This window comes from Microbacterium schleiferi, assembly GCF_020781975.1.
Classification (GTDB): Bacteria; Actinomycetota; Actinomycetes; order Actinomycetales; family Microbacteriaceae; genus Microbacterium.
In genome coordinates this window covers 346,404-368,785 of the sequence record NZ_JAJGNI010000002.1, presented here as the reverse complement: position 1 = coordinate 368,785, position 22,382 = coordinate 346,404, and the positions used below count along the sequence as shown (strand labels likewise).

The 22,382-nt window shown below is 65.7% G+C and carries 20 protein-coding genes and 3 tRNA genes; 16 read left to right on the top strand and 7 right to left on the bottom strand.

Annotation, left to right across the window (positions count from 1 at the left end):
- Positions 1-245 precede the first annotated feature (245 nt).
- On the bottom strand, positions 246-2,012 hold the full coding sequence (locus tag LL236_RS04045) for an ATP-binding protein (RefSeq protein WP_228177502.1): 1,767 nt from the start codon (positions 2,010-2,012) through the stop codon (positions 246-248).
- 142 nt (positions 2,013-2,154) lie between these two features.
- Here LL236_RS04045 and LL236_RS04040 point away from each other — a divergent pair, with 142 nt between their 5' ends.
- Positions 2,155-4,320, top strand: a complete 2,166-nt coding sequence (locus LL236_RS04040) for a site-specific DNA-methyltransferase (protein ID WP_228177501.1) — start codon at positions 2,155-2,157, stop codon at positions 4,318-4,320.
- Positions 4,317-6,908: a DEAD/DEAH box helicase gene (locus tag LL236_RS04035; RefSeq protein ID WP_228177500.1), complete on the top strand. Its 2,592-nt coding sequence runs from the start codon at positions 4,317-4,319 to the stop codon at positions 6,906-6,908. The genes LL236_RS04040 and LL236_RS04035 overlap by 4 nt, the downstream gene beginning before the upstream one ends.
- 143 nt (positions 6,909-7,051) lie before the next feature.
- Here the strand turns inward: LL236_RS04035 and LL236_RS04030 are convergent, their stop codons facing one another.
- The gene (locus tag LL236_RS04030; protein WP_228177499.1) at positions 7,052-7,603 is read right to left on the bottom strand and encodes a hypothetical protein; all 552 of its coding nucleotides are present in this window, start codon (positions 7,601-7,603) and stop codon (positions 7,052-7,054) included.
- A gap of 154 nt (positions 7,604-7,757) precedes the next feature.
- Here LL236_RS04030 and LL236_RS04025 point away from each other — a divergent pair, with 154 nt between their 5' ends.
- The 11 genes from LL236_RS04025 to LL236_RS03975 all read left to right on the top strand — a co-directional run bounded on the left by LL236_RS04025 (position 7,758) and on the right by LL236_RS03975 (position 15,823).
- Positions 7,758-8,156 carry a plasmid replication, integration and excision activator gene (locus LL236_RS04025; protein ID WP_228177498.1) on the top strand — a complete coding sequence of 133 codons (399 nt, stop codon included), beginning with the start codon at positions 7,758-7,760 and terminating at the stop codon, positions 8,154-8,156.
- Positions 8,156-9,574, top strand: coding sequence for an FtsK/SpoIIIE domain-containing protein (locus LL236_RS04020; protein WP_228177497.1), 1,419 nt, complete (start codon positions 8,156-8,158; stop codon positions 9,572-9,574). Before LL236_RS04025 ends, LL236_RS04020 begins: the two co-directional genes overlap by 1 nt.
- Positions 9,571-9,999 carry a hypothetical protein gene (locus LL236_RS04015; protein WP_228177496.1) on the top strand — a complete coding sequence of 143 codons (429 nt, stop codon included), beginning with the start codon at positions 9,571-9,573 and terminating at the stop codon, positions 9,997-9,999. Before LL236_RS04020 ends, LL236_RS04015 begins: the two co-directional genes overlap by 4 nt.
- On the top strand, positions 9,986-11,353 hold the full coding sequence (locus tag LL236_RS04010) for a replication initiator (protein WP_228177495.1): 1,368 nt from the start codon (positions 9,986-9,988) through the stop codon (positions 11,351-11,353). The genes LL236_RS04015 and LL236_RS04010 overlap by 14 nt, the downstream gene beginning before the upstream one ends.
- Positions 11,350-11,592, top strand: coding sequence for a helix-turn-helix transcriptional regulator (locus LL236_RS04005; RefSeq protein ID WP_228177494.1), 243 nt, complete (start codon positions 11,350-11,352; stop codon positions 11,590-11,592). Before LL236_RS04010 ends, LL236_RS04005 begins: the two co-directional genes overlap by 4 nt.
- A complete protein-coding gene (locus LL236_RS04000) occupies positions 11,582-12,703 on the top strand; it encodes a tyrosine-type recombinase/integrase (protein ID WP_228177493.1) in 1,122 nt (373 codons plus the stop codon). The genes LL236_RS04005 and LL236_RS04000 overlap by 11 nt, the downstream gene beginning before the upstream one ends.
- Positions 12,703-12,900 carry a hypothetical protein gene (locus LL236_RS03995; RefSeq protein WP_228177492.1) on the top strand — a complete coding sequence of 66 codons (198 nt, stop codon included), beginning with the start codon at positions 12,703-12,705 and terminating at the stop codon, positions 12,898-12,900. Before LL236_RS04000 ends, LL236_RS03995 begins: the two co-directional genes overlap by 1 nt.
- Before the next feature lie 88 nt (positions 12,901-12,988).
- Positions 12,989-13,741 (top strand): hypothetical protein, encoded by a 753-nt coding sequence (locus tag LL236_RS03990; protein ID WP_228177491.1) that lies wholly within the window; start codon positions 12,989-12,991, stop codon positions 13,739-13,741.
- A gap of 213 nt (positions 13,742-13,954) precedes the next feature.
- Positions 13,955-14,593 carry a metallophosphoesterase gene (locus tag LL236_RS03985; protein WP_228177490.1) on the top strand — a complete coding sequence of 213 codons (639 nt, stop codon included), beginning with the start codon at positions 13,955-13,957 and terminating at the stop codon, positions 14,591-14,593.
- A gap of 52 nt (positions 14,594-14,645) precedes the next feature.
- Positions 14,646-14,966 (top strand): hypothetical protein, encoded by a 321-nt coding sequence (locus LL236_RS03980; RefSeq protein WP_228177489.1) that lies wholly within the window; start codon positions 14,646-14,648, stop codon positions 14,964-14,966.
- A 2-nt stretch (positions 14,967-14,968) separates the two neighbouring features.
- Positions 14,969-15,823, top strand: coding sequence for a GIY-YIG nuclease family protein (locus LL236_RS03975; protein WP_228177488.1), 855 nt, complete (start codon positions 14,969-14,971; stop codon positions 15,821-15,823).
- A gap of 15 nt (positions 15,824-15,838) precedes the next feature.
- Here the strand turns inward: LL236_RS03975 and LL236_RS03970 are convergent, their stop codons facing one another.
- The 4 genes from LL236_RS03970 to LL236_RS03955 form a co-directional block, all read right to left on the bottom strand.
- The gene (locus LL236_RS03970; RefSeq protein WP_228177487.1) at positions 15,839-16,552 is read right to left on the bottom strand and encodes a DUF6998 domain-containing protein; all 714 of its coding nucleotides are present in this window, start codon (positions 16,550-16,552) and stop codon (positions 15,839-15,841) included.
- Between the two features lie 230 nt (positions 16,553-16,782).
- Positions 16,783-16,855 (bottom strand) — tRNA-Phe (locus tag LL236_RS03965).
- Positions 16,856-16,924: 69 nt separating this feature from the next.
- Positions 16,925-16,998 (bottom strand) — tRNA-Asp (locus tag LL236_RS03960).
- A gap of 20 nt (positions 16,999-17,018) precedes the next feature.
- A tRNA-Glu gene (locus LL236_RS03955) sits at positions 17,019-17,091 on the bottom strand.
- Positions 17,092-17,266: 175 nt separating this feature from the next.
- Between LL236_RS03955 and LL236_RS03950 the strand changes: the two genes are divergently transcribed.
- Positions 17,267-19,018, top strand: coding sequence for a CocE/NonD family hydrolase (locus tag LL236_RS03950; RefSeq protein ID WP_228177486.1), 1,752 nt, complete (start codon positions 17,267-17,269; stop codon positions 19,016-19,018).
- Between the two features lie 92 nt (positions 19,019-19,110).
- Complete coding sequence (locus LL236_RS03945) at positions 19,111-20,445, top strand: peptidoglycan DD-metalloendopeptidase family protein (protein WP_374197996.1); 1,335 nt, start codon at positions 19,111-19,113, stop codon at positions 20,443-20,445.
- Between the two features lie 69 nt (positions 20,446-20,514).
- Here the strand turns inward: LL236_RS03945 and ppa are convergent, their stop codons facing one another.
- Entirely contained in the window at positions 20,515-21,048 is a 534-nt protein-coding gene (ppa, locus tag LL236_RS03940) for an inorganic diphosphatase (RefSeq protein ID WP_228177485.1), read from the bottom strand.
- A gap of 334 nt (positions 21,049-21,382) precedes the next feature.
- On the opposite strand from ppa, the gene tilS reads away from it, so the two are divergent.
- Positions 21,383-22,378, top strand: coding sequence for a tRNA lysidine(34) synthetase TilS (gene tilS, locus LL236_RS03935; protein WP_228177484.1), 996 nt, complete (start codon positions 21,383-21,385; stop codon positions 22,376-22,378).
- Positions 22,379-22,382 lie beyond the last annotated feature (4 nt).

The window sequence follows — 22,382 nt, the reverse complement described above, 5'->3', positions numbered from 1 at the left end:
CGCCGCATGACCCACGCGGACATTTCACGTGAGGCAACCACGAATCACACCCGGACATCTTGACGTGAGGCAAGGCGGGGCGTCGATCCCGTGACCTCACGATTTTCAGTCCGTTCTCGCGGGTTGACAGGTGCTCACTGGCGCTCGTTGGCGCGTGATTCCGCGGATCGTGTACCGGTTGGCGATGGCTGGTCACGGGTAGTCTCAACCGGGTTCCCGGCCCGGCACCGGCCCTCGCCGTTGGGCTAGAGTCCGTCGAGGTCGAGCGTCTGGGCACCCCAGGAATCCGGCGTGCGCTCGTAACGAACATTGCGACTCTGGGGCGACTCGCCTCCAACGATGCGAACCTGCTGTTCCTGCCGCAGGATGCGCAGCCAGTGGATCACGACCTGCTTGTTCAAGCCGGTGCGCCCGGAGATCTCCGCCCGAGAGAGCTTGTCGTTTTCAATCGCGTCGAGGATGAGCTTTCTACGATCCCGCGGCGGCAATTTGTGCTCGGGTTCCGAGGGAGCCGTGCGGCTACGAGCGCTCAGCCGGTACTCGGTCCATCGGCGGGTGCCGACTTGCTCCAGGAGCTCACGGCTCACGAGGTCTTGGAGCTCGGCTGTCGCGACACGCGAGTCGACGCCGGTGGCATTGCGGTACGTGGGGTTGTCGATGGTCCCGTTCTTGTGGAGCATTGCTAGCCCGATGTGCTGGGAATCGGTAAGTCCCTGTTCTGCAAGGCCCTGGATCCAGGCGACTGTTTCGTCGTCGAGCAGGGTGTGATTGGGGAAGGTGACTGAGAACGAGGAGATCTTGTCCTCGAACCGCGGGACGGACATTCCTGCGGCTCGCAGCGATTCGACCATCGTTCGAATCCCAGATCCTCGGTTCTCGCAGACGGTGCGAGGGTCGCCAGGCAGTGTGATGTCCTCCAGCATTTTGAGGAGGAAGGAGTTGCGGGAGGATGAGGTGCCGTCGTCGGCGAGGTCATCAACGGAGACCGGGCCGAATAGCCCTCCGGGATTGCGGACGATGATCTTGCTTGGATACATCTCGATCTGCACCTGTGTTCCTCGGGCGGCAGGCGAAAGATCACGATGGACGAGCGCGTTCACAATTGCTTCGCGCAATGCCGCCTCTGGGTACTCCCAAGACTCCGTCCGGCCTATGCCGTCCACAGTCGAGCGTCGCTTCATGTTGCGCCGGATTGCCGTCAGTGCGTCGGCGGCAATCACAGGGAGCGGTCCTTCGAGTGTGACGTTGTCAAGGAAGCGAGTGCCGGAGGCAACGTCGGGTCCGTCGTCGGTTGGGTAGACGACGAGCGTTGCGGCGAGCTGCGGGTAGTGCTCCTGTGGGTATTTGCCAAGTGCGAGCAGGCCACCGAGCGTTGGTACGAGGCCTTGCTCCGTCCGCGAAACTGCCCGCGAACGGATGAGCGCGTCTTCGCGAGCGAGGGATGCGAAGGCATGAGGGCGGCTCCGACGCAGACGTGCGTAGAAGGACTCGACGAGCTGCTCGTCGAGCTCATCCAGGGTGAGATTGGTGAGCGGGGCAGTGTCCTCCAATGGCTGACCGCGGTTTGCAACGAGAGTCTGGACCTCGTAGGGCGTGAGACGGTGGTCTCCGTCGTTGACACGAACATACGATCCGGAGTTCATCCCCTGACCGCGATAGTAGCAAGGCTTGAGAGACGCGTCGATCTCCGGAATCTCTGCCACCAGGAGATGAACGCCTTCGAACTCGACGACGTTCGTGATCGCGCGTACTGGGGGCTCGAGCTCCGTGGAGCACATCGATGCAAAGTTGTCGGCCATAGCGGCGGGATCGTGTAGGCCTGTGGCAGAGAACCCGCTAGCCTCGTCGAGGCCAAGGATGACGGTGCCGCCCGCGGTGTTCGAGAAAGCTGAGAGCGTCTCGCGCAGGGATCGAGGGAGGCCACCCTCTGCGCGCTTCACCTCGACGTCGGTTAGATCGCTGCCGATGGCCCGGAGTCGTCGAACCAGTTCGGTAAGTTCAGTCGCGTCCACGTCAGTTCTTGCTCCACATAGAGACGAGCATAGCGATCATCATGTGGATCATCATGTGGATCATCATGTGGATCATCATGTGGATCATCATGTGGATCATCATGTGAGTGGTTGAGAGACGCGATTCCCCTAGTCTTGTGCAGTGTCGCGCTTCTCTCAGCTGGTCAAGCATGTCGAACAGCTCAACCCTCAGCTCGCAGCGGATATCGCCCGCGAGTATGACGCCGTCAGCGGGCGGCGCGCCTTCGGCCTGAACTTCGAGCGGCACGCTCCCGAGACCGTCGAACTGCCCGGACGGCCCGTGCGGGTAGGCGACAAGGTGCGGTTCATTCCCGCGCGCGGTGCCGCAGCGTCGACCGTCGACGGACGAGTCTGGCGTGTCACGCGCATCAACCGATCGGGCGCCCAGCCGGTCGCACAGCTCGTCCTGCACGTCGCCGATGATGCCGACGAGATGGTTGAGCTCGAGACCGCGCAGCGCGCAGTCGAAGACCTCGTCGTCATCGCAGAGTTCCGCGACCCGATATACCCCGGCCTGGTCTCGACCGGGAAGGTCGAACGCGGCGGTGGCAAGCCGTTTCACACCGTCATCAACGCCGAGAACTTCCACGCGCTCCAGACGCTGCTCTACACCCACGAGGGCAAGGTCGACGCGATCTACATCGACCCGCCCTACAACACCGGCGCCCGCGACTGGAAGTACAACAACGACTACGTCGACGGTGAGGACATATACCGGCACTCCAAGTGGCTCGCCTTTATGGAACGGCGCCTCAAGCTCGCCAAGCGCCTCCTCAACCCGCTCGACTCCGTGCTCATTGTGACCATCGACGAGAAGGAATACCTCCGCCTCGGCCTGCTGCTCTCGCAGGTGTTCCCCGAGGCAGACATCCAGATGGTCAGCGATGTCATCAATCGCGCCGGCTCCCCGCGCGCGGGGCGATTCTCACGCGTCGACGAGTACATCTACTACGTCTTTATCGGCGAGGCCGCGGTGACCCCGTGGACGTCGACAATGCTCGGTGAAGATGAGGCGACGACCCCGATGCCGACGGTGTGGTTCACGGCCGTCCGGCGAGGCAGCGGCTCCGCCCGTGAGGACAAGAAGTCCGGTAAGGCGAGCTTCTACCCCGTTGTCATCGACGCCGAGACAGGAGCCTTCATCCGGGTCGGAGACCCGCTACCCCACGGAAGCTCGAGGCATGACTTTCCGCTTGCTCCTGGAGAGCTGGCCATCTGGCCCCTCACCACCGACGGGCGCGAGAACCGATGGCGATTCTCGGCGGACGCGATGCGCCGCCACTTCGCGAACGGCACTGCACGTTTGGGTCGGCGGGATCCGCTCACGGGCCTGCGCCCCGTGACCTATCTGCAGCCCGGCACTCTGGCGAACATCGCTAACGGCACCTTTGAGGTGCTCGGCCGCACCGCAGAGGGTGCCCTTGAGCTTGGGCTCGGGGAAAGGGCAAAGGCTGTGGCGCCTCGCACCGTATGGAGCCGTACCAGTCACTTCGCTCGAGATCACGGCTCGAACCTGATCGGCAAGCTCCTACCAGGTCGGCGGTTCCCATTCCCGAAATCTCTCTACGCAGTAGAGGACTCGCTGCGGTTCGTGATCGCCGACAAGCCGGACGCTGTCGTGCTCGACTTCTTCGCCGGCTCGGGAACAACTACGCACGCGGTTATGCGTCTAAACCGGCAGGACGGTGGGAGCAGGTCGTCCATCAGCGTGACCAACAACGAAGTGGGCATGGAGGAGCAGAGCCGTCTAAGCGCTGAGGGGCTACGCCCTGGTGACGCCGAGTGGGAACAGTGGGGGATCTGCGACCACATCACCAAGCCTCGAATCCGTGCCGCGATTACAGGCAAGACACCGGACGGCGAGGCGATCAACGGAGACTACAAGTTCATCGACGAGTTCCCGATGGCTGACGGTCTCGGGGAGAACGTGGAGTTCTTCACGCTCACCTACGAGACGCCCAGGATGGTCGCGCACAATCGCGCGTTCTCGGCGATTGCCCCGCTGCTGTGGCTCCGGGCCGGCGCCGAGGGCGCGCGCATCGATGCGATCGCGGAGGAGGGCTTTGCCGTTGCGGACGTGTACGGGGTGCTGTTCGAGGTCGACCAGTCGCGCCCGTTCGTGGACCAGCTCAGCGCTCGGCCGAATGCCAGGATGGCGTTCATCGTCACCGACGACGATCGGGCGTTTCAGCTCGTGTGTGCAGGGCTTCCTGAGCATGTCGAGCCGGTGCGGCTGTACGAGTCGTATCTGACCAACTTCACGATCAACGTCGGAGGCGACCGGTGAAGTTCACCCTGAAGGACTACCAGGAAGATGCCGTCCGAGACGTCCTGGCCAACCTTGCTGACGCCCGCGAGGACTTCCACCGTGCGCGGCCGCGACGCTCCGCGTTCTCCCTCTCGGCGGTCACCGGTGCAGGCAAGACCGTGATGGCAGCCGCGGTCATCGAAGCGCTCTTCAACGGCAACGAGGACTTCGACTTCGCCGCAGACCCGGGTGCGGTCGTACTGTGGTTCACCAGCGATCCGTCGCTGAACGAGCAGACTAGGTTCCGGATCCTGCAGGCCACCGACGAGGTCCCATACTCGCGTTTGCGCGTGATCGGCAGCACGTTCTCCGAGCCCCGCCTCGACCCGGGCAATGTCTACTTCCTCAACTCGCAGAAGCTGTCCGCCCGTTCATGGCTCGTGCGGGGTGGCACCGAGACAAACGCCGAGGACATGTTGATCCCGCCGGACAACCAGGCCCAGACGTTCTGGGATGTGCTGCGCAACACGATCGAGGATCCTGAGCTCACGCTCTACGTGATTCTCGATGAGGCTCATCGTGGCATGCGGAAGCAGTCCCGCAACGAGCGCGCCGAGAAGTCGACGATCGTCCGGCAGCTCATCAACGGTGAGGCCGGTGCGCCGCCGGTACCGATCGTACTCGGCATCAGTGCGACCGTGGATCGCTTCAACCAGGCGATTGCGGAATCAGCGGGGCGGGTGATCCTGCCCAACGTGGAAGTCGATCCGGGGCGCGTGCAGGAATCCGGGCTCCTCAAGGACGACATCCGTCTGCATTTCCCGGCGGAGGCGGGCACGTTCGACACTGTGCTGCTGCGACGGGGCGTGCGCCAGGTGAAGGAGTCCACGAAGCTTTGGTCGGACTACCACCAGGCGCAGTCGTCCACGGATGACCCCGTGGTTCCGCTGCTGGTCGTGCAGGTGCCGAATACGCCGACGCAGGCGATGCTCACCGATGCAATCCAAGCGATCGTGGAGGAGTGGCCGCAGCTGTCTGATGCGAACATCGCTCACGTGTTTGGTGAGCACAGCGACCTCGCCGTCGCCGGGCACGTCATTCCGTACATCAGCCCCGAGAATGTCCAGGAGCGCACTGCCGTCCGCGTGCTGTTGGCAAAGGACGCGATCAGCACCGGATGGGATTGTCCTCGCGCCGAGGTGCTCGTCTCGTTCCGCCCCGCGAGCGACGACACGCACATCACGCAGCTGCTGGGACGTATGGTGCGCACGCCCCTCGCACGCCGTGTACCCGGCAACGACCTGCTGAACTCCGTCGAGTGCATTCTGCCGTTCTTCGAGAAGCAGACCGCCTCTCGCGTAGTCCGACTATTGCTCGGCACGACCGACGGCAGCGAGCCTGACGACGAGACCGGCCAAAGCGGCGGCTCTGGCGGCGGCGAGGGTCGACGTGTGCTTGTCGCGCCGGTCGACATGCTCGTGAACGACACCGTCATCGACCTCGTCTGGGACGCCTTCGATCAATTGCCGTCGGAGACGCTTCCCCGTAAGGGTGCCCGGCCGACGTCGCGATTGTCGGGGCTGGCGCAGGCACTGGCGTTTGACGGGATTCTTCCCGGTGCCACGAAGGCCGCCTACACGGAATTGCTCGGCGTCCTTGATGGCGTCGCAGCGCGCTACGAGAAGCAACTGGCGGCCGCGAGCGACGACATCCGGACCGTCGACGGAACCACCATCGTGGCCTCCGTTCGTACCGGACTGATCGCCGGCACGGAGAAGTTCTCTGAGATTGCCGACGATCGCGCTGTCGAAGCTGAGTACCGTGCGGCGGGACGTGTCCTTGGCCGCGAACTCGCTTCGCGCTATGCCGAGCGGATCGCCGATCGCCTCGGAGACGATGACGACGGGTTCTTCACCGCGCACCTCACAGTCGCCGCGCTTGCTCGCGTCCCCGGTGTGGGCGAGGAACTTGATCGTGCTGCGAACAAGCTCGCCGAAGACTGGCTCCGGGATTATCGGATCGCGATCAAGGCGCTCCCGGACGAACGGCGCGCTGTCTATGCCGAGCTGACAGCAATGACCGGCGTACCTCAGACCATCCCGATCCTGCGACCCAAGGTTCGTACCGAGTCGTCGAGGGACACTGACGGCAACCTCGTGCCGACGCGCGCCGGACACCTGATGGCAGACGAGGATGGACAGTTTCCGATCGGGTCGCTCGGCAGCTGGGAACGCGAGGTGCTTGATAGAGAGCTGCCTCACGCAGTTGCCTGGTACCGGAACCCGCCTCGCTCCGACGATGCGCTCGCGGTCGCATATACCGACAAGAAGGGCGCATGGCGCCGGCTTTTTCCTGACCTGGTGTTCTTCAACGAGGTTGGCGCGGAGGTTCGGCCGTCAATTGTGGATCCGCACTGGCATGACCTCCCTGATACGCTCCCGAAACTCCGGGGTCTCGCGCGTTACGCCGAGGAGCATGCTGGCGCGTTCCACCGTATCGAGGCGATCTCGAAGGTCGACGAGACGCTACGTGTGCTTGACCTCACCGAGGAACACGTCCGTGAGGCGATTCAGACTGCCGCGAGCGCAGAGGATCTCTATCGGGGCACGGTCGCCTCGAACTACTGAGCGCCGACGTGTACCCGAGCGGGGGGACGTTCGGCGAGGAGCGCCCGGACCGCAGCGAAGCGAGGACCGGACGCACCGCAGGCGAACGTCCCCCCGCTCGCGAGCCGGCCGTCAGGCCGGCCTTGAACGAGTAAAGAAAGTTCTCACAGCTCGTCGTCGCCGAAGGCTTGTAGGGCGCGGCTCGCGGCACGAGCCTTGTCGGCCGCCGGCAGCCATGGGTGAAAGCCACGCTCAGACTCGGCGGCCGCCATCGCTCGGTCGAGCGCGTCGGAGATACCGCGGAGATCCTCGAAGCCGAGGGCGCGGATGCCCGAACGGATCGCGTCGAGGTTGGGTTCCTCAGAGAGCAATGCCTCGATCGCCTCGACGGTCTTCGGCGTGTACCGCTTCGCGAATGACTGTGTGATCGCTCCCTGCATTGCAGCGAGTTCGCCGATCGGCGGCTTCGGCTGGTGGAACTTGTGCGTGTAGGCGTTGAAGACGCTGCGATAGTCCCGTGTGGCGCGATCGGCGGCTTCGGCTGCCCACGACATCTGCAGGAACGCTTCGTCGTGGTTCTGCGGGGTCTCGCCGCTGATCTTCTGAGTGTCCATTGCCTCGACCCCGGCGGCGGCTCGCTCCTTGAGTCGCTGGAGGACGTTGCGAACCGGGTCGGGAACAACGCCCCACGTCGGCAGCGCCGGTAGTTCGCTCATGGTGACCCCTCCACGCCTCCGAGCTTACTCGTGTGCCGTTTTTCTGCGCGTAGAGACACCAGAAGCACAAAGTGAGAAAAAGGTTGACTGCATGAGCGGGAAGTGTGATGCTGTTCCTGTGAGCAAAAAGTTCACCAGTTGAGAGGAACTAGTAATGGCAATCCAGTCAGCAATCCCGGTCAGCTTCGACGCGTTCTTCCCACGCGGTGCGTTCGTCGTTGGTGAGGTCGAGCCGATCGTCAAGTGGTCGGACGACGGCGAGCGGCAGGGGCAGGACCTCGACAAGAACTCCGGCCACCCGCTCTGGCAGGTCCGTGTGATCGACGCCGACCCCGACGCCAAGAAGGGTCAGGGCGAGGTCACCGTCAAGATCGCGAGCATCTCCGAGCCGCAGCTGCCGCCTGAGCTGAACGGTCTGCCGTTCCGCCCCGCTGTCTTCGAGGGGCTCACCGTGACGCCGTACGTCAAGGAGGGGCAGGGGCGTCCGCGTGTCGCCTACTCGCTCCGCGCCCGCGAGATGAGGCCGGCACCGAAGCCGCGGGGTGCCGAGTAATGCGGATCACCGTGCCGCGCGAACTGCGTAGCTGGGGCGACGAGTTCGGCATTCTCCTGCGTCGCTGGTGGTGGGTCGCGGCGATCGTCGTAGTCATCTCATGGCTGCCGCCGGTGCCGGCCGTGCAGGTTGCGTTCAACGTCGGATGCCTGGCGCTTGTCCTCCTGCTCGGCCTTTGGCTGACGGTGACGGCGCTCCGGATGCCGCGCCGTCCCGAGGACAAGTGGAGGCGCGATGTCTCGCGCAACATCCTCGCGAGTTGGCCCGGCGTCTCGATGCGCGTTGGCCTCGGCGTCCCCAGCTATGGCACGCGCGGCATGGTGGTTCCCGCAATCAGCACCCCCGTGTGGGAGGGCTGGACTTGTGCGGTCGGCGTCGCCCTTCCGCAAGGACTCGGCCGTGAGCACCTGCAGGCTCAGGCGGATCTTCTCGCGCAGGCCTTCGGTGCGCGCCGCGCGACGGTCCACGGCGAGCACATCGGCGCCATGGCGCTGCGGCTGGAGTTCGTGGATGCGCTCGAGCTCGCGTTCTCTCTCGACCTGCCGGCGACATGGGATGGCAGGACGGTCCCGATGGGTCGAGACACAACGGGCGCACTGTGGTCGCTTCGCCTCGGCCCGCACACCCTTGTGGCCGGCGCGTCTGGCAGTGGTAAGGCGTCGCTGGTTTGGGGTCTGCTCCTGGGACTCGCCGAACCCATCCACACCGGCCTCGTCGAGGTCTGGGGCATTGACCGCAAGGGCGGCATGGAACTCGCTCTCGGGCGCTCGCTGCTGACGAGATTTGCCGCCGACGCTGAGCGCTCGGTGATTCTGCTCGAGGATGCCGTCGCCGCGATGCAGCAGCGAGCGAAGGATCTCGCGGGCAAGACCCGACAGCATGTCGCGACCCTCGACATCCCGACGATCGTCGTGCTGATCGACGAGCTCGCGGCGCTCACCGCCTACGAGACCGATCGAGATCTGCTCCGCCGGGCAAACTCGGCGCTCGCGACTCTCGCCTCACAGGGCCGCGCTGTCGGGTTCATCGTGTTCGCCTGTCTCCAGGATCCGCGCAAGGAGACGTTGCCGGCGCGCGGCCTCTTCACTCAGACGGTCGGGCTCCGACTGCGCGACCGCATGGAGACCGCGATGGTCCTCGGCGACGGAGCCGTGGCGGCAGGTGCACGCTGTCACGAGATCTCGCCGACCACTCCCGGCGTCGCCTATGTCCTGCCCGAAGATGGCCGCCCTCCCGAGCGTGTCCGCGCCGGACTGATCACCGACGACATGATCCGCGACGTCTCGTCACGGTATGCCGCACCGCGGCAGGTGCCTGTCGTCATCCCCGAACCACCCGCCTCCGAAGAGCGTCAGCCGCGCTCACCCCGTGCGCCGCGAACCCCGCGACGCACCTCACGAAAGGAAACCGCATCATGAACAGCATCCGTGGTCTCGCATCGGCCGCCATCGGTGGCCTCGTCGCGGCGCTCGTCCTGTCGGGCTGTGCGGCGCCGACTGGGAGCCCGTCACCCACCCCAAGCCGCCAGACGACCGTGACGCGCCCCGCTGACGTTCTTGCGCCCTGCAACCTGGGGGAGAAGTGGGACCGCGCCGCCATCCTCAAAGTCGCACGATACGACGCGCCCGCTGTCGACGACAGCTTGCTCGACGACTACGGGCCGACCATCGCGAACAACTCCTGCTCGGACGCAGCGATCATCAACTGGCAGGAGCTGCGCCGCGAAACCGGCGAGAGCGATGAGATCTGCCGCATTACCTGGTACGACGACCCGTTCATGGGCCTGACCTACCCGATCGGCTGCGCGGTGCCCGTGATGGTGGTGACCGATGCGTCTCGATGAGTCCGTCGCGCGGCGGCTCCGCAGCGAGGAGTACGACCGTTGGATGCACAACGTCGCCTCGACGGGCTACTGCCTCAACCCGGTGCGTCTCGTCGGATCCTCGACGACGCTCCACGAGGCATCCGGCGAGATCCTCTCGGAGTACTCGTCGACGAGCGAACCTGACGGCGTCACCTTCACTCGGTGCGGCAATCGACGCGCCACACGCTGCGAGTCCTGCAGTCACGAGTACAAGGGCGACACCTGGCACATGATCATGGCCGGCGCTGCGGGTGGGATGAAGGAGGTGCCAGAGGAGGTCGCCGAGCACCCGATGGTCTTCCTCACGCTCACAGCCCCGTCGTTCGGAGCCGTTCACACGACCGCCGTCGACCGTCGCACCGGCGTCTGCGAACACGGCAAGCCGAGAGGATGCCGCTGCCACCATGACGACGACGATCCGCAGCGGGGCGATGCGGTGTGCGCCGAGTGCTACGACTACGTCGGTCACGTCGTCTGGCAGTACCACGCGCCCGAGTTGTGGCGTCGGTTCACGATCCGGCTGCGCCGCGAGCTGGCTCGATCGCTCGGCATGACGCAGCGCGCAGCGGCCCGCGTCGTACGGCTGCAGTTCGCGAAGGTCGCCGAGTTCCAGCGCCGGGGAGTCGTCCACTTCCACGCCATCATCCGGCTCGACGGCATCCATCCCGAGCTCCCTTTCCCGGCGCCGCCGGCCGCAGTGACGACCGATCACTTGGTGACGGCGATCCAGTCCGCCGTGAGGAAGACGAGCGTCGCTGCGGCTCCACTTCCTGGCGACGCCAGGACTCGCACGCTCGCTTGGGGCAAGCAGTTCGACGTGCGGCCGATCGTGCGTCGCGAGGGTCTTGACGGCGCACTGTCTGACCGCGCTGTGGCCGCCTACATCGCGAAGTACGCCACCAAAGCGACCGAAGAGCTTGAGCCGACGGGCTCCGGCCGTGACCACATCAAGCGCATCAAATCGACCGTGCGCGAGCTGGCGACCGTCGTTGATTCCGAAGGACCGTACGAGCAGTTGCATCGCTGGGACGGCATGCTCGGCTTCCGAGGTCACTTCTCGACGAAGTCGCGGCGATACTCCGTGACGCTCGGATCACTACGTGGCGCACGACGGACCTGGCGCCTCAAGCACCTGCTCGCGAAGACGAAGCCGACCGAGGAGATCAACCCCGACGAGGTGCTCGTCATTGGCTCATGGGCATATGCGGGCATGGGCTGGCTCACCGACGGCGACAAAGCACTCGCGAGAGAAGCCGCGGATGCCGCCCGCCAGTGGCGCCACGATCGCGCACGAGATCGCAACACCCCACCCACCGAAAGGAGCACGACATGACCACTCACACTCTCGTCGACGACCCCGAGATCGACATCGCCGACCACGCCGAGCCGAATGAGTACCTGACGCGCCGTGAGGCGGCCTCGCTCTGCCGCGTGCCGCTGTCGACCTTCGACTCGCTGCGGCGTCAGAACCGGTTCCCGTTCCCCGACGCGCACATGGGCAAGCACATGCTGTGGCGGGCGTCGACCGTCGCAGCGTTCCTCGAGGCCGGTGGTACCCGCGGTGTCGGCTGAACGAGGGGAGCGGATAGACCCGAAGACCCGGCGTCCGCTGCCCGAGGGTATCCGCTTCCGCAAGGACCGCGGCAAGTACCAGGTGCGCGTCTGGGCCATCGGTTTGAACGGCGCGCAGCGCGAACGGTCGACCTATGTCGAGACGCTCGCGGAGGCGAAGAAGCTCCGCGCGGAGACCCTCACTCGCCGCTATCCCGATGGTGACATGACGCTCACCCAATGGCACTCGCGGCACTGGTCGGTCATCGAGGGCAGCGTGCGCGCATCGACTGCGCGGGCGTACGAGCGCGGCTGGCGGCTGCGGGTGAAGCCGTGGCTGGGCCACGTGAAGCTCGAGAAGCTCACGGCGGGAGTCATCGAGGAGGCGATCGCCGGGTGGGAGGGGAGCACATCCACGCGGATCGATGCACTCTCGGTACTGAGCCGCCTGCTCGATGGTGCTGTTCGTGCGCACCTTGTGCCGCTGAACCAGGCGCGTCTCGCGCGTCGTCCGAAGTCAGAGTCGGCGACGAGTCTGCGCTCTCGCGCGCTCACGGCTGCGGAGGTGCCGACGCTGCTTGCAGCGATCGATGATGCGCACTATCGCCGCTACATCGCCGCTCTTGTCTACACCGGTATGCGCGCCAATGAGGCGACGGCATTGCGCATAGAAGACGTCGATCTTGCGCATCGGACGATCCACGTGCGCCGGGCATTCAGCATCGGCGCGGACGGACGCGGGGTCGAGCTGACGCCGAAAAGCCACAAGGAGCGGGACGTCCCGATACCGACACCGCTCGTCGCTCCGCTGACCGAGGCCATGGCCGGCAAGCACCGCGGTGACCTCGTGTTCACGGGCCCTCGCGGCGGTCGGATCAACGCCTCCAACGTGCGGCGCGCGATCGACTGGAAGATGCTCCGCGCGACGCTGCACCGCGAGGATCTCCGCATCCACGACCTGCGTCACACGCTCGCGACGATGCTCTTCGACGCCGGCGCTTCGGCGAACGACGTCCAGGCGGTGCTCGGCCACTCGAGCATGCAGATGACTGAGCGCTACAGCCGCGCCCGTTCTGACGTTGCCCGCCGCGCGGCGGCCGCCATCGACTCGCTGTTCGGTGAGGGGGAGTGATGGGCGCCCACAAGGAGCTCGACGAGCTGCTCGCCAACCCGGAGTGCCACGCCATCCTCGTGAACGCGCTGGGGGAGTACCGCAGCCTGCTGCACCGTAACGCCGACGACTTCGCGGACGAGTTCGAGCTGGCGCACATCGAGCGCTCGGTCGCGCACCTGGATGCTCTCGACGACGTCTTCGAGCGCTGGCCATGATTCTCGAAATTGGATTGTCCGCGAAGCAGCCAAACCGAGGCCTATACGTATGAGGCGAGATCGCTTCCAACACCCGAAAGGAATGCCCATGTCGACAGAATCTGATCAGCCGTTGTCGCGGCTCGAACTCATGTACACGCCGCTCGGAGACTACCTGCGTCAGGTTGACCCGGCGGAAGACGCCGTCCTGTCGTTCACTGACATCGAGGCCATGATTGGCCGGGACTTGCCCACCCAGGCGCGCTTGATGCCCTACTGGTGGCAATCCATTCCGCGGCAGCCCCAAAGCCGGGCATGGCTCCGCGCCGATCGTCGCGCAGAAGCAGACCTGGCTGCAGAAACGGTCACGTTCGTGTGGGAGGTCTTCGTTCGGAACAACCCGCTCGAGCGCATTCAGCGAATCCGATCAGACTGGTTGGGATACGCCCGAACGAGTCTGGCGAACCCGCCTCGCTCCGTCGACGATCCGCACGTCGAGCAGCGTTGGTGGGAGCCTCATGACACGTACCTTCTTCACCTTCCGCGACTCGGACAGTTCAAGGTCGGCTTGACTCGGGTGGGAAGCAAGCGGGTCATCGCGGTCGGCGGTGCCTCTGCGACGGTCGTCGATCGTATGACCTTGGCGAACCGGTGGGCGGCGTTGGTGATCGAGCATCACGTGCTTGACCTCGCCTGGGACGCTTGGGAACGCCCGGATCGGTTCGCCGCCGGCGACAAAGGGGAGACCGAGAGGTGGAATGACTGGCTCGTCCCGCCGCCGCTGTCGACCATCCTCGATTCACTTGACGACGACACGAGCCTGCCGGGCTGGGATGTCAGCGTCTATCGGACCCCCGCATGAGCGACGATCGGCTTGCGGATGATCCCGATGCGGTTGAGATTCCTGCTGACGTAGCGGAGCTGCTGCGTCAGTTCTACTTGCCCCAGGCGAGCAGAGGGTGGCTTCTGGGCCACAATGCGCACCTGGAGGGCCGCCGTCCGATCGACTGCATCAAACTTGGTGACGTCGCGTCGGTGATTGAAGCGCTGAACGTCGAGATACAGGGAGGGTGGCATGACAGGCCAACCCGCAAGGGAGTTCGGCTTCGACGCCGTCGACTTCGTGACGAGCGATCACCACTTCGGGCACGCTCGCATCAGCGAGCTCGCTGGCCGGCCATTCGGCTCGGTCGATGAGATGAACGCGGCGATGATCGACCGATGGAACGCAATCGTCGGTCCCGACGACGTCGTTCTCCATCTCGGCGACCTGGCGCTCGGACCGATCGAGGAGAGCGTTGGGCTGACGTCGCAGCTCAACGGGCGCCGACTGCTGGTGCCGGGCAACCACGACCGAGTCTCGCCGGCGACGCAGTCGAAGCGGGCGATCGAGCGTTTCCTACCGATGTACGAGGCGGCTGGATGGGCGGTGCTGCCGGAGATCGTCGAGGGCCAGCGCGGCGGTGTGCGGCTGATCGCATCCCACTACCCATTCGAGGGCGACACGACTGGCGTCGAACGCCACAGCTCGCACCGCCCGGCCGATACCGGTGTTCCCCTTCTCCACGGGCACACTCACGATCGAGCGTTCGGCGCTCACGGCTCGCACGAGTTCCACGTCGGTGTCGATGCCTCGGGGTTCGCGCCTATCCGCTTCGACGTGATCGATGCGTGGCTCGCGGCCCTCGCGCGCGGTGCTGTAGGTGAGGCCTGAACGCTGCGCGGTGTCCTGCGTTCGTGCAAATGTGGAGGGAGAGGAGGTCGGCATGGATACCGCAATGGACGTCGTGAGGCGGGCTGCCGAGGGCGAGATCGATCACGACGAATTGGTCCGCATTCTCAAGACCTGGCACTACGAGCCGCAGTACAAGACAACTGGGCTCGCCGATGACTGGGAGTCGGTGCCGAACAGCTTCGACGCGGTTGAGTTCGCGTACATCTCCAATCTGCTCACAGACGAGGATTACGCCGCCATCGTGGAGGCAGCGCCGACTGCGGAATCGAGTGCGAACGGCCGAATGCGCGGATCGAGCCCTGTCCTCCAGGCGTCGCCGATAACCTTCGGTCGTAGAGGTTCAACGAGGTGACGATGATCAGACTGACCGATTTCCTGCCGGTACCCGAGCCTTCCTCGACCAAGCTCAAGTTCAACATGCGAGCAGGTGGAGGTGGTGGGGAAGCGTGGGACCTCCTCATGGACGACCACGAGGAGTGGCTCAACATGAGTCGTTGGCGCACCAAGCAGACGAACAACAATCTCGGGAGCTCCCGGTACCTGCTCGCTTGGGCGCAGTACTACCCCTACGGCCCGCAATACTTCATCTTCGGCGGATTCTTCAAAGTCACACCGATCGTTCCGGCGGCGATCAACGCGTACGGGTACGAGCTTGAGCCTCTGCCGTTGCATTCGGAGTTCATCAAACGGTTGATCATCAAGCTTGAGCGTCCGATCGGCCGAAACGTCTATCTCCGCAAGTACGAGAGTGTTCAGGATCAACTTGGGCCGGAAGTATACGAGCTCGCACCAGACACGAAACTCGGAACGTTCCCCGGCTACCAGAACGTCAGACTTCGGCATCACGAGCTGCAGCGGATCATCGCCAATGACGAACCGAGCTGGCGCGACGCGCTCTCGAGCGTCAAGGGTGTATACGTGATCACCGATCTCAGCGACGGCCGCCTCTACGTTGGATCCGCGTCGGGCGAGGCGAACGGTCTGTGGCAGCGGTGGGCGGCATACGCCCACCTGAAGAACCTCACGGGCGGCAACCGAGAACTCGAGAGGATGCGACTCGATCTCGGCGACGGACACATCGTCGGCAACTTCCAGTACTCGATCCTTGAGATCTTCGATCCGAAGACGAAGGACGAGGTCATCCTCAAGCGCGAGGCCTTCTGGAAGCAAGCGCTCGACTCGCGCGCTCATGGCATGAACTTGAACTGACTCGCCGACGCTGTGTCAGCGGGTCTGCTCGCTTAGTTCCTGCCAAGCTCGCTGAAACTCCTCGACGCGATCGAGTCCGCGGGCGGAAGCGGATCTCACCTGGCCTACGCGCACCACTACGCCGTTCGTGTGGGCGCGGTGCTTGCCAGCCTCTTGCACCTCGCTGGCTGTCCACTCGCGTGCGGCGATGATTCCGTCGTTGTCGCCGTCTACGAGCAGGAAGATGCACACGTCGAAGCCGAAGGAGCGAATCGGCGAGAACACCGCGGACGGGCTGGTGTCTGAACGAATGGCGCGGACCTTCACCTGCACTTTGCGTCCATCATCGGCGACAAGATCGTAGGACTTCTCGGAGTTGGGAGCGAGGAGTCCGTCGTACACGATCGCCGCGCAGTACTCGGCCAGGTCGCCAATCGGTGCGTTGTTGGTACGGACGAGCCCGCGGTGACGGAGCTCCGCGAGGATATCGGCATAGCGGCGGAGCAGCTGACCTACAGTGATCTGGGCGAGCTCATCGCTGACGTCCGTCGGGAGTGTTGTCGCTGACTGAACGCCGCTGCGCGCGAAATGCTGGCGGACGAGTTCAGCCTGTCCATCTTTCATGACCCAAGCCGTGCCGGCTTCTACCGGGTGCCGCCAGTTCTGTCGCCGCATCCACGCGCGAACAGCCTTCGGGTCGACGTCTAGTTCGTCGGCGAGCTGTCGAACAGTAAGCAATGAGGCGTCCATATTTGCACCGTATCGGAGCGCGAACCGGCCCCAGACCGGCCCAAGCCGCCGACGGGGCCAGTGAACCGGCCTTCTCGGGAGGGGCCGTTTCGACTCGCTTCGCTCGCTCAGCGACCGGAGAGGCGCCAACTATGTGCCGGTAGAAACCACCCCTCACCTGGGCAAAGCAAAACCCCCGCCATGTAGAAGCTAGGCGAGGGTTTCTGGGGCCGTTGTAACGACGGTCCTTGTGGCTCCGACGGGCGTCGATCCCGTGACCTCACGATTTTCAGTCGTGCGCTCTACCAACTGAGCTACAGAGCCGCACGGCAGCCGAAGTTGCCGCGTCCTATACGAAGAGCCCTTCCGAAAAAGGGCCCGTCGCTTTCGGAGCGACCCTGACGGGACTTGAACCCGCGACCTCCGCCGTGACAGGGCGGCACGCTAACCAACTGCGCTACAGGGCCATGCTTATTCAATTGTAGGGTGACCCCAACGGGATTCGAACCCGTGCTACCGCCGTGAAAGGGCGGCGTCCTAGGCCGCTAAACGATGGGGCCGGATGAACTCCAGCATCCTTCGAAAAGGACTCCGGGGGCTCACGCTTACCGACGGTCAAGCATACGCAATACTTGAGGGATCCGCCAATCGACGGTGCGACACACGGATGCCGACCTGCAGCCTCCCGCGCGGGTCTGCCCCCGGCGCGACCGCGGCGGCGGTAGCGTCGGGCCCGTGCCGGTGCCACCCCCGCAGAGATTTCGCCACTCGCCCGCGTGGTTTCTCGGTCGCGTCGCACGCCGCATCCGTCTGTTCGCGAAGCCGCGTGTGGATGTCGCCACGGCCGAACCCGACTGGATTCTCGAGCGCGACGTCCCGGTCACGATGCGCGATGGAACCGTGCTGCGCGTCAATGTGTTCCGGCCGCGCGGCGATGAGCCGGTGCCGGTCATTATGTCGGCGCATCCGTACGGGAAGGACGCCGTGCCTGGGCGCTCGCGCAGCGGCCGCGCGCTGAATCCGCAGTACCGGATCATGCCGCAGCCCGACCGGGTCGGGATCTCGGCGTGGACCGGGTGGGAGGCGCCGGACCCCGCCTTCTGGGTGCCGCGCGGCTACGCCGTCGTGAACGCGGATGCTCGGGGCGGCGGCACCTCCGAGGGACAGGCGCATCTGTTCGAGGCGCAGGAGGCAGACGACTACGAAGACCTCATCGCGTGGGCAGGAACGCAACCCTGGTCCACCGGCAAGGTCGGGCTCGACGGCGTCTCCTACCTCGCACTCTCGCAGTACGCGGTCGCGGCCCGGGCGCCCGAGCAGCTTGCTGCGATCTGCCCGTGGGAGGGCTTCAGCGACCTCTACCGCGACTTCGCGTGGCCCGGCGGCATCCGTGAGAACGGGTTCGCGGTGCTGTGGTCGACCCTCACCGCCCGCGCGGCTCGGGTCGCACCGCCGCCGCTGCGCCGGGAGCTCGCACGGCACACCACGCGCGACCAGTGGTACCGCGACCGCACCCCCGACATCGACCGCATCGGCGTTCCCGTGCTCGTGTGTGGCAGCTTCTCGGACCACAACCTCCACACTCGCGGCTCCTTCGAAGTCTTCCGACGCGCGGGTCAGGCGCGTCCCGAGCGCCCCCGCCGCTGGCTCTACACCCATCGCGGCGGCAAGTGGGCCACGTACTACAGCACGGATGCCGCCAGCATCCGTGCCCGCTTCTTCGATCACACCCTCCGCGACCTCGACAACGGCTGGGACGCACTTCCCCCGGTGCGCCTGGCCGTGTACGAAAGCGGACCGACCCCGGTCGCCGTCACCGCGGAGTCCGAGTGGCCGCCCGCAGACCTGCGCATGCGCCGCCTGTTCCTCGACGGCATGGACGGTTGCCTTGGCGACGGCCCCTCACGCGTGACGGTGCAGACCGGCTTCGCGATGAACGGCCCGGGCCTCGAATGGACGTGGCGCATCCCCGAAGCCCTCGACATCATCGGCCCGATGTCGCTGCGCCTGCACGTTTCAGCGCGGGCGGCCGACGATCTCACACTGTTCGTCGGCGTCCGCAAGATAGCGGAGGGTGCTGTCGTGCCGTTCGAGGGGTCGTACGGTTTCGATCGCGCCTGGATGTCGTATGGCTGGCAGCGTGTGGGGTTCCGCGATCTCGACCCGGACCTCACGACCGACCTGCATCCCGTCCACACCTTCGAGCGTCGAGTGCCGATTCGCCCGGGCGAGGTCATCCCGGTCGATATCGAGCTGCGCGAGCACGCCACGCGGTTCCGCGCGGGCGAGGAGCTGAGACTCGTCGTCCGCGGCCGTTGGGTGCACAGCCGCAACCCCGTCACGGGGAGCTTCCCCGCCGGGTACGTGCGCCGTCGGGGCGGTACGGCGATCATCCACACCGGTCCGGAGCATCCGTCGTCGCTGCTGCTGGGGCACAGGCCGCCAGCCGGATCGCCCGGCGAACCATGGCTCGAGAAGGCGCCGTGACCGGATGCCGAACGCGACTTCGGCTGCGAAACCTGTTGTTTGTGTGACTGATGTTGTTAGTGTGAATACGTTCTGTGTGACAGGAGGAACTGGTGGAGCTCGAATCGAGCGCTGAGGAGTGCGGCTGCGCGCCTACGCCCCGGGAGCTTCGCGCGCTCTCGCGCCGCTCCGCCCTGGGGATCGGCGTTGCCGGCGGACTCCTCCTGTTCGGTGGCGCCTCGGCCTTCAGCCTCGCTCCCGCCTTCGCTGAGTCATATCCCAGCTGGGACGACGTCCAGAACGCGAAGGCGAACGAAGCCGCCAAGTCGCGTGAGGTCACCCGCATCGAGGGGCTGATTCAAAGCCTCACGGCCGAGGTCGAGCGTACGCAGGCCGAAGCGCAGCGGCTCTCGGACGAGTTCTATGTCGCGCAGCAGGCGTACTTCGACGCCGCCAAGCGCGCCGATGACCTGCAGGCGCAGGCTGATGAGCAGGCCGCAGCAGCGGATGAAGCCGCACAGAAGGCTGGGCGCGTCGCCGCGCAGCTCTACCGCGACGGCGGCGACGACACCGCGATGCAGTTGTTCTTCTCGGGATCCGCGGTCGGGGCAGACGAACTGCTCGCGCGCCTGGGAACGATGGACAAGCTCCTCGAGCGCAACCAGACGGTGTACGAAGACGCCGTCACGGCCCGGGATGCCGCGCAGAGCTACAGCGATCAGGCAGTGCAGGCGCGCAATGAGCGCGACAAGCTGCAGCAAGAGGCCGAGCAGAAGATGATCGCGGCCCAAGAGGCTGCCGCGGCAGCGCAGGTCGCCCTCGACAACCAGACGACCCACCTCGGCAACCTGCAAGCCCAGCTGGCGGCGCTCAAGGATGAGACCGCGAAGACCGTCGCCGGTTACCAGGCCGGTGTGGAAGCAGAACGTAAGGCTCGCGAAGAGCGGGAGCGCAAGGCCCGCGAAGAGGCCGAACGAATCGCTCGCGAGCAGGCTGCCAACGGCGGCGGCAACGGTGGTGCTGTCACCGGCGGCGGATGGGCCCGCCCGTCATCCGGGTACGTGTCCTCGGGCTATGGACGTCGCTCGAGCGTGTGCAACGCGAACTATTGCTCCTCGAGCTTCCACTATGGCTACGACTTCGCTCCCGGATGCGGCGCAGCGATCTACGCCGCTGGCGCCGGTCGCGTGGTCTACGTCGGACGAAACGGCGGCTACGGCAACTACATCAAGATCGACCACGGCGGCGGCATCGGCACCGGCTACGCGCACATCGTCGACGGCGGCTTCTGGGTGGGGTACGGCCAGTGGGTCGGCGCCGGCCAGGCGATCGCTGCCACCGGAAACACCGGAAACTCCTTCGGCTGCAATCTGCACTTCGAGACCTACGTGAACGGCGCAGCCGTCAACCCGTCCGGTTTCATGGCAGCCCGCGGCGTCTACTTCTAGGCCGGCCCGCCACCCGAGAAACACGAAGCCGCGGCATCCGTGACGGATACCGCGGCTCGCGTGATGAGCTCAGAGCGTGTTGGGGGCTTCGCCCTCACCCTGCGTGCGGGTCTCGCCCTCATGGGCGTCGAAGCGCTCGGCGGCCTCGGTGATCAGGCGCTCGGCCTCGGCGGCATCCGCCCAGTCGTCGACCTTGACCCACTTGCCGGGCTCCAGGTCCTTGTAGTGCTCGAAGAAGTGCGCGATCTCTTTCTTCGTGTAGTCGGGGATGTCGGCGACATCCTGGATGTGGTCCCACCGCGGGTCTTTCGCGAGGACAGCCACGACCTTGTCGTCGCCGCCTGCCTCATCGCTCATCTTCAGCACGCCGACCGGGCGGACCTTGGCGAGGATGCCGGGGTAGAGGTCGCGGTCGAGCAGGATCAGGACGTCGAGCGGGTCGCCGTCCTCGCCGAGGGTGTTCTCGAAGAAGCCGTAGTTCGCGGGGTAACCGAAGACGGTATAGAGGATGCGGTCGAGGAAGACGCGGCCGGTGCCGTGGTCGACCTCGTACTTCACGCGGCTGCCACGCGGGATCTCGATGACGGCGTCGTACGCGCCCATGCTCTGTGCTCCTTTGTCGATGACGGATGCCGCCGACCAGCCTAGTGCGCCGGGTTCGTCCGCCCGAGCCCGTGCCTGCGGCGTCGGTAACTCCTCTAATCCGGCACGGCTTGCGCCCGATCGGGCCGTTGGGTCGGGGCGGCGGCGCGGATGTGAGGAGTTAGCCACAGCCGGCGGGCGGCGGAGGCAAGGCCGCCGACTCGTACACCGGACCGCCGATCCGCGCCGTCTGCGACCGTAACTCCTGCAATATTGGCCGTTCCGCATGTTGGCGAGGTGGATGGCAGGGGAACTGCAGGAGTTAGCGACGGCGGATGGCCGGTAGCGTGGCGGCGTGGACGTTCGACCGGGCCTGGATTCGGCCGTCGCAGAGGTGCGGCGGGCGGTGCGAGCTGCCCTCCAGGCTCTTCCCGAGGGCGCAACGGTCATCGTGGCGCTGTCGGGCGGGGCGGATTCCCTGGCCCTCGCGGCGGCAACGGCTTTCGAAGCACCGAAGCGCGGGATCAGGGGCGTCGCCGTCACCGTCGACCACGGTCTGCAGGACGGGTCGGCCGAGATCGCTGCGACCGCCGCGGCCACGGCAGAGAGCCTCGGCCTGTCCGCCCGGGTCGTCAGGGCTGTCGTGCGCGCGGGCGGCGGACCCGAGGCCGCAGCACGGGACGCGCGATACGAAGCGCTCGATGCCCTCGCCCGGGAGGTCGGCGCGGCGGCCATTCTGGTCGGCCACACCCTCGACGATCAGGCAGAGACGGTGCTACTCGGGCTTGCCCGCGGTTCCGGCGCAACAAGCCTGCAAGGAATGGCTCCGGTGGCCGAGCGCGAGGACGGATGCCGCATCCTGCGCCCCCTGCTCGAGATTCGGCGCGCCACGACACATGCTGCGTGCGCCGCGCAAGGCCTGGACCCGTGGCTCGACCCCCACAATGCCGACCCACGGTACACCCGGGTTCGGGTTCGTGAAACGGTGCTGCCGACCCTCGAACGCGAGCTCGGCCCGGGGGTGGCCGAAGCGCTCGCGCGCACGGCGGCGCAGTTGCGCGAGGACGCGGAGGCCTTTGCGGAGATGATCGACGAGATCATCGAAGATGTCGTCGAGCACGCCGAAGCAGGCATCTCGCTCTCGGTCGGGGTGCTCGCTGCCAATCCGGCGGCTTTGCGGCATCGCCTCATCCGCCATGTCGTTGCCGCTGAGTTCGGGCAGAGTCTCACGCGCTCGCAGACCCTCGATGTCGCCCGCCTGGTGACCGACTGGCGCGGGCAGGGCCCGATCGATCTGCCCGGATGCCGCGCAGCCCGGGTCAACGGCCGGATCGAGTTCACCGCGCGCTAGTGGT